We start from the raw sequence: 12,046 nt of genomic DNA, 5'->3' as shown, positions 1-12,046 counted from the left end.
CCAGAAAACCTGGACGCTGGCGGGAAATCTGTAGGCTGACGACTATGGCGACGACAAAGGAACTTCCCGGTCTTCCGGTCGAAGAACGCTGCCTGGTGATGGGGGTCGTCAACGTCACCCCTGACTCGTTCTCCGACGGTGGCCGATGGTTCGACGCTGGTCGGGCGATCGAGCACGGTCTGCGGATGGTCGGGGAGGGCGCGGACATCGTCGATGTGGGCGGCGAGTCCACACAGCCCGGTGCGCAGCGGGTCCCCGCGGACGAGGAGCTGCGCCGGGTGCTGCCGGTGGTCACCGAACTGGCCCGGCAGGGAGTCGTCGTCAGCGTTGACACCATGCGCGCGGAGGTCGCCGCGGCGGCCGTGGACGCGGGCGCGGTGCTCGTCAACGACGTCAGCGGGGGGATGGCGGACCCGGCGATGGCCCGCCTCGTAGCGTCCACCGGTGTCTCCTATGTATTGATGCACTGGCGTGGGCATAGTCATGACATGCAGAAACGCGCCGTGTACACCGACGTCGTGCAAGAGGTCTACGACGAGCTGGAGCAGCGCATGACGGCCGTGGTTGATGAGGGGGTCGACCCGGGCCAGATCATCATCGACCCTGGGCTGGGGTTCGCGAAAAGCCCGGAGAAGGGGCACAACTGGGCGCTGTTGGCGCACCTGGACCGCTTCGCCCAGCTGGGCCGCCCGATCCTCATCGGCGGATCCCGCAAACGCTTCTTAGGGCGGCTGCTCAGCGACGCGGACGGCAACCCGCGCAGTTTCACGGAGTGCGACGACGCCACGGTCGCCGTGACCGCGTTGGCTGCGTTCCACGGCGCCTGGGCGGTCCGCGTCCACGAGGTGCGCCCCAACGCGGACGCGGTGCGCGTCGCCCAAGCGTGGCGGAGCGGCGGGACCGCCCTCATCGACGGGCGCGCCGAGATCCCCCGGGTGCGGGGCGGCCAGTGAGGTCCCGGCAAGAGATCGAGGAGCGGGTGGCCGCGGTCAACGCTGACTTCTACCAGGCCATCGAAACCGGCGACATCGATCTCATGGACCGCGTGTGGGCTGAAGAAGGGCAGGCTCCCGACCTTGTCTGCGTCAACCCGGGCTGGCCGATGCTGCGGGGACGCGCCGAGATCATGCGGGCCTGGTCGCTGGTCATGGCAAACATCCCGTACATCCAGTACGTGCTCACCGGAACCCACGTGGGAGTCAGCGGCACGATCGCCATGGTCACCTGCGAGGAGAACGTGCTGACCGCTGAGGACGACGAGCCCGGGTTCGTTGCGGGCGGCCGGGTGGTGGCTACCAACCTGTTCGTGGAGACCGAGCAGGGCTGGCGGATGTGGTCGCACCACGCTTCGCCAGTGATCCTCCAAGAGGACCTCGAGGGCGCATGACTGAGACGTTCGAACCGTTGGATCGGATCGCGATACGCGGGCTCCGGGCCCGGGGCCGGCACGGGGTGTTCGACTTCGAACGGCACGAGGGGCAGGAGTTCGTCGTGGACGTGGTCTTGGGTGTGGACACGCGTCCGGCCGCGCGGACTGACAGCCTCACGGACACGGTCGACTACGGCGAACTGAGCAGCCGCCTGGTCGACGTGATTGAGGGCGAGCCCGTGAACCTGATCGAGACGCTTGCCCAGCGGCTCGCCGACGTGTGCCTGACCGACCCCCGGGTGGTGGCGGTCGACGTCACGGTGCACAAGCCTGAAGCGCCGATCCAACACCGGTTCGACGACGTGTCCGTCACCATTTCCCGGAGGCGCGGGTGAGTACCGACTGGAGCAAGGCCAGCCGCGTGGTGCTGGCGTTGGGCAGCAACCTGGGGGACCGCCTGGCCGCGCTGCAGGGCGCGCTCGATGCGCTCGCTGACCCCGATGCGCTGCGACTGCTGGCCGTGTCCCCGGTCTACGAGACGGCTCCAGTGGGCGGCCCGGAACAGGACGACTACCTCAACGCGGTAGCGGTGGCGGAAACCGTGCTCGCCCCGGAGGCGCTGCTGGCCCGCGCCCAGCAGGTGGAAAAAGAGTTCCACCGGGTCCGCGACGTGCGCTGGGGGCCGCGCACCTTGGACGTGGACATCATCGACTATGCGGCGCTGGTCCGCACCGACCCGGAGTTGACCTTGCCGCACCCCCGCGCTCATGAGCGCGCTTTCGTGCTGCGCCCGTGGGCCGACATCGACCCTGCCGCTGTCCTTCCTGGGCGGGGAGCCGTCCGCGACCTGCTCGCGGGGGTAGCCGACCAGGAAGTGCGGCGACGCGACGACCTGGTATTGCGGGTGCCACGGTGAGTTCCCCGAGCGACAACGGCCGCAACGGCCGGATACGTCCTACCGGCTGGCGGATGCCGCTGGCGGTTGCCGCGGTCACCGGGACCATCGTGTTTCTGGTGGTGCGGGAAACCTACTCCAGCCTGGTGCTGCTGCCGTGGACGGCGATTCCTACGCTGGCGCTGCTGGCGCTCGGGGAGTTGATCACAGCGGTTCAGGTGCGCCGCCGGATCCGCGGGGAACCAGGGACGGAGCCTATCGAGCCGCTCAGCGCGGCGCGGCTGCTGGCGTTCGCGAAAGCCAGTGTGCTGCTCGGTGCGCTCGCCTGCGGGGGGTTCACCGGGTTTGCTGTGGCGCTGCTGGAGTGGCTGCACAGTCCGCACGCCCGAGCGGACGCCCTTATTGCGGGCGGTACCGCCTTGTCGGGACTGCTGCTGGTGCTTGCCGCGGTGTTTTTGGAGTACGCCTGCCGCGTGCCACCGGACAGCAATGAAAACAACCAGGTCAGTGGGTAGCAGAGCTCTTCCACGACCGGTTTGACCGACAGACGGTGAGTAATTTATCGCTCAGTGCAGGGGTTGGCCCGTTCGGGGGTGGTTGACTGGAATGGTGGACTTCGCCGAATCATCCAAGATGCCGCGATTGGCGGCCCCCGTGCTGCCGAAGGAGCCGGGGTCTCCCCTGGAGCTGGCGTTCGCCGCACCCGTGGGATCCGAGTGGCACCGGTTGGATCCGGCGTTCACCCGGTACCGCAGGATTCTCGCGGCGCTGCTCGCCGTCCCGGTCGCTGCCCTGGGTGGTACTGCCGTAGGCATGTGGCTGCACTGGGCGGTGGGGGCGGCCGTGGCCGCCCTAGTCCTGCTCGCCATGGTGGTTTCCTGGGCCACCGCGGAACGGACCAGGTTGTCGTGGGGGTACGCCGAGGGGGACAGCGACTTCTATCTGACGTTCGGCACGGTGATCCGGCAGTTGCTGGTCATCCCGTACGGCCGGATCCAGGTAGTGGACATCACCGCCAACCTGCTGGAGCAGGCTCTGGGGATCGCGACGGTCCAGGTGCGGACGGCCGCGAGCACCGCTGACATGCGCATCCCCGGGTTGCGGTTGGTGGATGCCGCCGCGCTGCGGGACCGGCTGGCTGAACGCGGTGAGACCTTCCCTACGGGGCTGTGAGTCGTGACTGATCCACGACACGACCCGAAGGCACAGCGGCCACAGGAGAGCACAGCAGACCAGGACCACAAATACCGTGCCTGGGACCAGGACACCCACCTGGGGGACGAGGGCGACCTGCCGGTTCCCGAGCCGCTTCCGGAGGTCGACCCGGCTGGTGAGGACAGCGTCGACACCGAAGAGCCGCTGCCGGAACCGGAACCACTGGATCCGCCCCAGGAGGCGAGCGGCGAGTCCACCGATGCGGGGAGCAGCGTTTCCGAAGACCGGTTGTCCCCCGTGGACGCGCCTCCGCTGCGCGAGGTGACCGCGCCCAACGAGTACGACGAAGACGAGGACCAGACCGCCGGGCCGATCGCGGCGTGGACGTTCTCCGAGCTTCGCGATGCCGCGGGACGGATTTCCTGGCGTTCCCCGGAAGAGGGGCCTGCCAGCCCGGCTCAGCGGCCGCAACAGCCCGACGCCGGCGAGGATGCGGCGGCGTCCGACCGGGAGCAGGCGACGCCTGACCCGCCCCCGCCGCCCAGCCCGCCTCCAGCCCCGCCGCAGCGGGGACGCACCCCGCTGTGGGGGACGCCCGCGGTCCGCCAGGCACAGGCGCCGTCCGCAACCGCTGCCAGTCCCGGCAGCCACCATCCTCCGGCCGCCTCCCCGCAGCCGGGAGCCGAGCAGCGGGCCGAACCGCCCCGCCACCCGGGGGCGCCGCGTTTCGCGCCCGCCCACGCGCCCGCGTTCCCAGCGACGTCGATCACCCAGGGACGTCCGTACGTTCCCCCGGTGTCGCCTCCCGGACCGTTCTGGGCGCCGGGGCACCGGACACCGCCCCCGCCTGCGGGGGCGTACCCTCTCCACCCTGGTCCGGCGCAGCACCCCGGCCCGTGGGGGAGGCCGCCTGCCTCCGCGCCGTGGAGCGGCCCCCACAGCCCTGTACCGCCGCCGCAGGGGGCGCCGGTGTTCGCCCCGCCGTCTTTCGGTCCGGGGTGGACATGGCCGCAGCCTAAGCTCAGCATGCCCACCGGGGCAACGGAGGACATCACGGCCGGCTCCCACCGGCTGCACGGGGCCACGGTCGTCCTCAACGCCGCGATCGTCACGCTCGTGTTCCTGGCGCTTCCCGGACCGCTGCTGCTTCCGCTAGGGATCGGCTGGCTCCTGCTGGCGCTGCTGGTGGTGGCGTTGGGGTCGCTCATGGTGTCCGTGGTGTCCTGGTACTACACCCGTTTCGAAGTGCACGAGGAGCGTCTCATCCTGCGCACCGGCCCGTTCCGGCAGCGCGTCCGGGAAGTCCCGTTGAGCCGCCTCCAGGCCGTAGACGTGGTCCGCCCCCTGTTCATGCAGGTCGTCGGGCTTTCTGAGCTGCGGGTCGAGGTTGCGGGGGGAGACCACGGCGAAGTCCGGCTGCGCTATCTCGGCCGGCGGAAGGCGGAACGGTTGCGCGCGGCCCTCTTGGCGGCCGCGGCCGGGCTGTCAGAGCACCTCCCGGAAGCCCCGGAGATGCCGCTGTACCAGCTCCGGTTCTCACTGCTCATCGGCGCGCTCACGTTCCGCATCCCGGTTTTGGTGGCTTTCGCCCTGTTCGGGGCGCTGATTGCGGTGGGGTGGGCGTTCGACGAGCCGGGCGTGCTGGGTGGGGCGGTGCCGCTCCTGCTCGGGCTGGTCCACGGTTTCGTGGGGCCGCTGCTGCGCTACATCGACTTCTACGCTTCGCTCTCCCCGGACGGGCTGCGCGTGCGCTACGGGGTGTTCCAGGCGCGGATGCAGACGGTGCCGCCGGGGCGGGTGCAGGCAGTGCGTATCGTCGAGCCGCTGCTGTGGCGGTGGCTGCAGGTGGTGCGGGTCGAGGCGAACATCGCCGGGTACGCAGGGCAGCGGCAGGTCGACTCGACGACGCTACTGCCGGTGGTGCCTCGAGCGCTCGCCTACGAGCTGCTGCGCGGTTTCCTGCCCGGGAATGGGTTGGACACGGTCCGGTTCCGCCCAGGGGCGCGGGAAGGCAGCTCCGAGGAGCTGGGCATGGACGACGCGCTGTTCGTGGTCCGACGCGGCAGGTTCTGCCGGATCGTGGAGGTCGTGCCGTATGCGCGGATCCAGGCGGTGCGGCTGCGGATGGGGCCGTTGGAGCAGCGGCGCGGTACCGCTGTCGTCGAAGTGGAGGTCCCGGCCGGTCCGGTGAGTGGTCGTGCCCCGGAGCTTGAGCTGGCGGAGGCGCGGGAAACACTGGACCGGATTACGGCACTGGCGCGGCAGGCCCGTGCCCAGACCGGAGGGCCCGAGCGGTGGGCCATTCGAGGGGAACCGGTCTGAAGTTTGCTGCCCGCGTGCGGCGGGGCACGCCCCGGAAAGCCCGACAGGGACGGGGATTTCGCATCAGGAGCCCAGTAACCGCCCCACCAGCGGAAAGTGATCTATGGCACACAAACGGGGTGGTGGTGTGGAGTTTTTCGGTACCAAATCACGACATGTCAGCCACAAACAGTCACTGAATGGATTCGCTTAGTTATTCACATTCGCGAAATGGGCCACAAAGCGGCGGAAGATGTGGCTAGATGGAGCCCGAACACACCAAGTGTTCGCCACAACACCCATCGTCAATGGGTCGGGCCCCCCTATTCCCCTGACCCTCTGGAGGGAAGAAACGTGCTGAAGAAGATCCTCGCCGTCGCCGCTGTCACCGCCGCCACGACCCTGAGCCTGACGGGCACCGCCCTCGCCCACTCCGGAGACGACATCATCACCTCCGGAAAGGGATCGATCCTCGGCGGCAACCAGCTCGTCGACGCCAACGTGCCGGTCAACGTCTGCGGCAACGCGATCGCCATCCTCGGCTTCGCCAACGCGGGCTGCTGGTACTCCGGCGCCGCCGTCCTCAACTAACACCCGCACCCCTAGCTTGCGGTGACATGGGGCCCGCACAGCCCCATCGGCGTCAGGACAATCCTGGTGGTATCCGCTGAACGGCCGACGCCGACCTTCCGGTCGGTGTCGGCCGTTGTCGTGGTTCCGGAGGCCCGCCCCCACGTGTCACCGGGACGCAACCGGCAAGTAACCTAGAGCGTGTCTGACGGACCGTTCCGGAGTCGAGGCCACAGCCACCGTTTCGGAGACCACCTCGCGAACACACCCAGCCGTCGACAAGTCCGGTACCCGAGTGGACTGGAACGAATGCCATGAACACGGCGCATGACACACGGCAGCGCCCCGCACGGCTCGCCGTCGGGGTCATCGGCCCGGGCCGGGTCGGGTCAGCACTCGGTGCGGCACTCGAACGCGCCGGACACCGCGTCGTCGCGGCCGCAGCGATCTCCGAGGCGTCACGGCAGCGGGTCGCCGCCCGCCTGCCCCACGCCCGGATCCTCGAACCCGCCGACGTCATCGCGGAAAGCGACCTGGTCCTGCTGACCGTCCCCGATGACGCCCTCGCTCCGCTCACCAACGGACTCGCTGCCACCGGTGTCACCGTCACGGGAAAACTCGTCGCGCACGCTAGTGGCGCACACGGCTACAGCGTGCTCGCCCCCCTCACCCAGGCCGGGGCACTCCCGCTCGCCCTCCACCCGGTCATGACCTTCACCGGCCGGGACGAAGACCTCACCCGGTTGGCCAACTGCTCTTTCGGAGTCACCTCACCCGAATCGCTCCGCCCCATCGCCGAGGCCCTCGTCATGGAAATGGGGGCCGAACCCGTGTGGATCGCCGAAGAATACCGGGCGCTCTACCACGCGGCCCTCGCCCACGGTGCGAACCACCTTGTCACCCTCGTCACCGAAAGCGCGTCCCTCCTCGCCCAAGCCGGGGTCGACCACCCCGGCCGCATGCTCGCCCCACTCCTCGGCGCAGCCCTGGACAACGCGCTACGCCTCGGCATCGACGGCCTCAGTGGGCCGGTGATGCGTGGAGACGCCGACACCGTCGCCACGCATCTCGCCCAACTACGCGAACACGCACCGGAGAGCGTCGCGAGCTACCTCGCGCTGGCCCGCCTCACCGCGGACCGCGCGCTCGCGGCGGGTCTGCTCAGACCGCAGGACGCCGAACGGCTCCTCGACGTCCTCACCTGACACGCCCAACTTCCCGAGCAACGGAGACCAGCCGTGACTCAATCGACCGCCTCCGCACACAAAACCCCGGTCGTGACCCGTACCGCCGAAGAAATCCAGGCCCTGCGCCCGCAGCTGGGGCGTCTTGCTCTGGTCCCCACCATGGGAGCCCTCCACACGGGGCACCGCAGCCTCATCGCCCAAGCCCGCGAACACGCCGAATCCGTAGCCGTCAGCATCTTCGTCAACCCGCTGCAGTTCGGACCCAACGAAGACTACGACCGCTACCCCCGCACCTTCGACCACGACCTGCGCGTCTGCGCTGAAGAAGGAGTGGACGTGGTCTTCGCGCCCACCGTGGACGTCATGTACCCGGACGCGGACGGCGACAGCCTGGGACAGATCGTCACCGTCGACCCCGGAAGCATGGGCCGAGTCCTGGAAGGAGAATTCCGCCCCGGCTTCTTCCACGGCGTGCTCACCGTCGTCAACAAACTGTTCAACCTCATCCGCCCGGATGTGGCGGTCTTCGGCCAAAAAGACGCCCAACAGCTGGCCGTGGTGCGCCGCATGGTCCGCGACCTGTGCCTGCCCGTCACCATCGTGGCTGCACCGACCGTGCGCGACCCCGACGGTCTGGCCACCTCCAGCCGCAACGTCTACCTGAGCGCTGAAGAGCGCGCCAGCGCGCTCGCCCTGTCCAAAGCCCTGTTCGCCGGGGCAGACGCCGCCTCCTCCGGCCCCGCCGCAGTGCTTGCCGCCGCCCGCGCCATCCTCAGCGAAGCAGCCCGCGCCACACCCCCGGTCAGCGTCGACTATCTGGCCCTCGTCGACCCCACCACCTTCACCGAAGTGGGCGACGACTACCGGGGCGACGCAGTACTAGCGGTAGCCGCGTGGGTGGGGGAGACCAGGCTGATTGATAACGTTCCGCTGACCCTGTAACCACCCTCAACAACCGCGCAAGGGAGCTTCGTTGTGAACGCGAGCCCTGCCCCGATACCGCTGCGGCTGACCGCACCAGAGCCCGGCTGGACCGCACACACCGATGTGGTCATCGTCGGATCAGGGATCGCAGGGCTCAGCACCGCACTGCGCTACATCGAGCGGACCCCCACAGGCAGGGTCGTGCTCGTCACCAAGGACCTCATCGCCAACGGCTCCACCCGGTGGGCACAAGGCGGGATCGCTGCCGCCGTCGACCCCGGCGACAACCCGTGGGCCCACCTGGTGGACACCATCGAAGCCGGGGCAGGGCTGTGCGACCCAGACGCGGTCCGCATCCTCGTTGACGAAGGCCCCGCAGCCCTGCACTGGCTGATCGACCAGGGAACCGTCTTCGACCGCACCGACACCGGGGACCTCGCCCTCACCAGGGAAGGCGGCCACCGCGCGCACCGCATCGCACACGCCGGTGGGGACGCTACCGGCGCGGAGATCGAACGCGCCCTCGTCGAAGCGGTCCGCGCCTGCGACCGCATTGAACTCATCGAACACGCTTTCGTCCCCGACCTGCTCGTCGGCGTCGACACCCAGGGGCAGCGCCGGGTCGCCGGGGTCACCGTGCACGTCATGGGCGAGGGCGAACGCGACGGCGTGGGCGCAATCCACGCCACAGCCGTTGTGCTCGCCACCGGAGGCATGGGACAGGTGTTCGCCGCCACCACCAACCCGGAAGTGTCCACCGGAGACGGTCTCGCGTTGGCGCTGCGCGCCGGAGCACGCGTCCAAGACCTCGAATTCGTGCAATTCCACCCCACCGTGCTGTGGCTGGGCGCCCACGCCCGCGGCCGCCAGCCCCTCGTCTCCGAAGCGGTCCGCGGCGAAGGCGCGTTCCTCGTCGACGTGCACGGCCGCCGCTTCATGCGCGGCGTCCACGAGCTCGCGGACCTCGCCCCCCGCGACGTCGTCGCCCGCGAAATCGCCCGGGCCATGGCCGAAACCGGCGCCGACCATGTCTACCTGGACGCCCGCCACTTCGGCGCCGACAAGTGGGAACGCCGCTTCCCCACCATCCTCGCCTCGTGCCGCACCCACGGCATCGACCCGGTCACCGACCTCATCCCCGTCGCCCCGGCCGCGCACTACGCGTCCGGCGGCATCCGCGTCGACCACGACGGGCGCACCGACCTCGCCGGACTGTACGCGGTCGGCGAGACCGCCCGAACCGGCGTGCACGGAGCCAACCGGCTCGCCTCCAACTCCCTGCTCGAAGGAGTGGTCTTCGCCGACCGGATCGCCGCCGCCCTCGCCGACGAGCAGCCTCCCGCGTTGACCGGTCCGGTCCTGCCCGCCGGAGGCGGCCCCAGCGGGCTCGCGGACCCGGAGATCCTCCCCGAACTGCGGGAAGCCATGTCCCGCTACGTCGGAGTGCGCCGCGACGCGGCAGGGCTTGCCAAAGCCACCGCGGTACTGGAAGAGCTCACCGCCCGCGCTACCGCCACCAACCCCGCGCCGGGCGTGCCCGCCTGGCAGGCCACCAACCTGCTCACCGTCGCCTGGGCCCTGGTGCGGGCAGCGGAACGCCGCCAGGAAACCCGCGGCTCCCACTGGCGGGCCGACTACGAGCAGCCGTCGGCTCAGGCACGCTCCCGGACCTTCATCCTCGACCCGTCGGGAATCAGGGAGGACACGTCGATGCGCCCCTACACGCTGCCGGAGGAACTCGTCGAGGAGCTCAACCGGATCACCGTGCCCGAAGCTGCGCTGCGCGGAGCCGCACCGGAGAAAACCCGGCCCGCCGTGGCATGGCACGAAGAGCTCATCCGCACCGCGCTCGCCGAGGACTGCTCCGGACACCAGGTCGACGTCACCACGGTCGCCACGATTCCCCCCGCACAGATCCGCACCGCCGACGTAGTCGCCCGCCGGGACGGGGTGGTCGCCGGGCTGCCCCTCGCGGAACTCGTCTTCCGCCTCGTATGCGAAGGCGTTGTCGAAGTGATCCGGCACGCTCGCGACGGCGACTCCGTCAAACGCGGCGACATTCTCATGACGGTCACTGCGCGCACCCGCGACCTGCTCACCGCGGAACGGACCGCCCTGAACTTCCTCACCCACCTGTCGGGGATCGCTACCGCCACCCGCGCCTGGGTGGACGCGGTAGCCGGCACTAAAGCCGCGATTCGGGACAGCCGCAAAACCCACCCGGGCCTGCGCGTCCTGGAAAAATACGCGGTTCGCTGCGGCGGCGGGGTCAACCACCGCTTCGGGCTCGCGGATGCCGCTTTGATCAAGGACAACCACATCGCCGCGGCCGGGGGAGTAGCCGAAGCAGTGCGAGCAGTCCGGGAGCGTTTCCCCGACATCCCGCTGGAGGTGGAAGTCGACCGGATCGACCAGATCGAACCGGCGCTGGCCGCGGGCGCGGAAGAGATCCTGCTCGACAACTTCACCGTGCCCGAACTGCGGGAAGCAGTCGCTCTGGTCGCGGGCCGCGCCCGCTTGGAGGCCAGCGGCGGGCTCACCCTCGATCGGGCAGCGGATGTGGCGGCCACCGGAGTGGACTATCTTGCGGTTGGCGCGCTCACCCACTCCAGTCCCGCACTGGACATCGCGCTCGATCTCCGTGAGAACTTCTGACCGACAGCGACCCCCTTTTGGTAGGCCCCCATGCTGCTCACGATCGACGTCGGCAACTCCGACACTGTCTTCGGTCTATTCGAGGGCGAGGATCTGCTGGAACACTGGAGAGTCTCGTCTAAGGGGCGGCGGACCGCCGACGAATGGGCCGTGGTCGTCCAGAACCTGCTGCACTTCGACTCGCTGATCCACGGCGACATCGACGGGATCGCCATGTGCTGCACCGTGCCGATGGTGCAGAACGAGATGCGCCAGATGTTCCGCCGCCACTACGGGGACGTGCCCGCCGTCATCGTCGAACCCGGGGTCAAAACGGGCGTACCGATCCGCATGGACAACCCCAAGGAGGTCGGCAGCGACCGTATCGTCAACGCGCTGGCCGCGGCGCGGCTGTACGGCGGTCCCGCCGTGGTCGTGGACTTCGGCACCGCCACCACCTTCGACGCGGTGAGCGCCCGAGGGGAATACGTTGGCGGAGCCATCGCCCCGGGGATCGACATCTCGGTGGAGGCGCTGTCCAAACGGGGTGCGCAGTTGCACATGGTGGAGATCATCAAACCGCGCTCGGTGATCGCGAAGAACACCACTGAAGCGCTGCGCTCCGGCATCGTCTACGGGTTCGCGGGCCAAGTCGACGGCATCGTGGACCGCATGGCCCAGGAGCTCACCGACGACGTGGACGACGTCACCGTTGTCGCCACCGGTGGCCTGGCGCCTCTGGTGGTGGACGAATGTGAGACGGTGGACGTGCACGAGCCGTGGCTGACGCTCATCGGCTTGCGCATGATCTTCGAACGGAACACGTGAGCAGAAGATCAGGAGACCCTGCGCCAGGAGCAAACCCCTGGTAGCAGACGCACGAGCGGCGCTGCAGGACGGCTGTCCCCCCGCCCAGCGCCGCCAGCACGGCGGTGGCATGCACCGCGTGCGGCGCTGTGTCTTTCCCGTTCAACCGAGGGTGCACGCTGTTGACGCGTAGATTGCTGTGCT

General features: G+C 69.3%; 12 protein-coding genes. All 12 read left to right on the top strand.

Annotated elements, in window-relative coordinates; genetic code table 11:
* The first annotated feature begins 98 nt into the window (after window positions 1–98).
* The 12 genes from folP (at window position 99) to CW348_RS09030 (ending at window position 11,863) form a co-directional block, all read left to right on the top strand.
* Window positions 99–953, top strand: a complete 855-nt coding sequence (gene folP, locus CW348_RS09085) for a dihydropteroate synthase (protein WP_038044188.1) — start codon at window positions 99–101, stop codon at window positions 951–953.
* Entirely contained in the window at window positions 950–1,387 is a 438-nt protein-coding gene (locus CW348_RS09080) for a nuclear transport factor 2 family protein (RefSeq protein WP_011293315.1), read from the top strand. The genes folP and CW348_RS09080 overlap by 4 nt, the downstream gene beginning before the upstream one ends.
* Window positions 1,384–1,764 (top strand): dihydroneopterin aldolase, encoded by a 381-nt coding sequence (folB, locus tag CW348_RS09075; RefSeq protein ID WP_011293314.1) that lies wholly within the window; start codon window positions 1,384–1,386, stop codon window positions 1,762–1,764. The genes CW348_RS09080 and folB overlap by 4 nt, the downstream gene beginning before the upstream one ends.
* Entirely contained in the window at window positions 1,761–2,285 is a 525-nt protein-coding gene (folK, locus tag CW348_RS09070) for a 2-amino-4-hydroxy-6-hydroxymethyldihydropteridine diphosphokinase (protein ID WP_011293313.1), read from the top strand. Before folB ends, folK begins: the two co-directional genes overlap by 4 nt.
* A 53-nt stretch (window positions 2,286–2,338) precedes the next feature.
* Window positions 2,339–2,779, top strand: coding sequence for a DUF3180 domain-containing protein (locus CW348_RS09065; protein ID WP_049754991.1), 441 nt, complete (start codon window positions 2,339–2,341; stop codon window positions 2,777–2,779).
* A 91-nt stretch (window positions 2,780–2,870) separates the two neighbouring features.
* Window positions 2,871–3,437 (top strand): PH domain-containing protein, encoded by a 567-nt coding sequence (locus CW348_RS09060; protein WP_104612728.1) that lies wholly within the window; start codon window positions 2,871–2,873, stop codon window positions 3,435–3,437.
* 3 nt (window positions 3,438–3,440) lie between these two features.
* Window positions 3,441–5,741, top strand: a complete 2,301-nt coding sequence (locus tag CW348_RS09055) for a PH domain-containing protein (RefSeq protein WP_104612729.1) — start codon at window positions 3,441–3,443, stop codon at window positions 5,739–5,741.
* Between the two features lie 333 nt (window positions 5,742–6,074).
* On the top strand, window positions 6,075–6,311 hold the full coding sequence (locus tag CW348_RS09050; protein ID WP_104612730.1) for a chaplin family protein: 237 nt from the start codon (window positions 6,075–6,077) through the stop codon (window positions 6,309–6,311).
* A 293-nt stretch (window positions 6,312–6,604) separates the two neighbouring features.
* Window positions 6,605–7,495, top strand: a complete 891-nt coding sequence (locus CW348_RS09045; protein WP_016189356.1) for a Rossmann-like and DUF2520 domain-containing protein — start codon at window positions 6,605–6,607, stop codon at window positions 7,493–7,495.
* A gap of 33 nt (window positions 7,496–7,528) precedes the next feature.
* Entirely contained in the window at window positions 7,529–8,419 is an 891-nt protein-coding gene (gene panC, locus CW348_RS09040) for a pantoate--beta-alanine ligase (protein WP_011293307.1), read from the top strand.
* A gap of 33 nt (window positions 8,420–8,452) precedes the next feature.
* Window positions 8,453–11,056, top strand: a complete 2,604-nt coding sequence (locus CW348_RS09035) for an L-aspartate oxidase (RefSeq protein ID WP_011293306.1) — start codon at window positions 8,453–8,455, stop codon at window positions 11,054–11,056.
* A 30-nt stretch (window positions 11,057–11,086) separates the two neighbouring features.
* On the top strand, window positions 11,087–11,863 hold the full coding sequence (locus CW348_RS09030; RefSeq protein WP_011293305.1) for a type III pantothenate kinase: 777 nt from the start codon (window positions 11,087–11,089) through the stop codon (window positions 11,861–11,863).
* The last annotated feature ends 183 nt before the right edge of the window (window positions 11,864–12,046 follow it).

This window comes from Thermobifida sp. (assembly GCF_017577275.1).
In the GTDB taxonomy this organism is placed as follows: Bacteria; Actinomycetota; Actinomycetes; order Streptosporangiales; family Streptosporangiaceae; genus Thermobifida; species Thermobifida fusca.
The sequence above is the reverse complement of the archived record's forward strand: the minus strand, read 5'-3'. Positions and strand labels throughout refer to the sequence as shown.

What these genes read in the sequence shown, in the direction of transcription:
- CW348_RS09060 (WP_104612728.1), top strand. Translation starts at nt 2,871, where the DNA reads ATGGTGGACTTCGCCGAATCATCCAAGATGCCGCGATTGGCGGCCCCC.
- CW348_RS09030 (WP_011293305.1), top strand. Translation starts at nt 11,087, where the DNA reads ATGCTGCTCACGATCGACGTCGGCAACTCCGACACTGTCTTCGGTCTA.
- folB (WP_011293314.1), top strand. Translation starts at nt 1,384, where the DNA reads ATGACTGAGACGTTCGAACCGTTGGATCGGATCGCGATACGCGGGCTC.
- CW348_RS09065 (WP_049754991.1), top strand. Translation starts at nt 2,339, where the DNA reads ATGCCGCTGGCGGTTGCCGCGGTCACCGGGACCATCGTGTTTCTGGTG.
- CW348_RS09045 (WP_016189356.1), top strand. Translation starts at nt 6,605, where the DNA reads ATGAACACGGCGCATGACACACGGCAGCGCCCCGCACGGCTCGCCGTC.
- folP (WP_038044188.1), top strand. Translation starts at nt 99, where the DNA reads ATGGGGGTCGTCAACGTCACCCCTGACTCGTTCTCCGACGGTGGCCGA.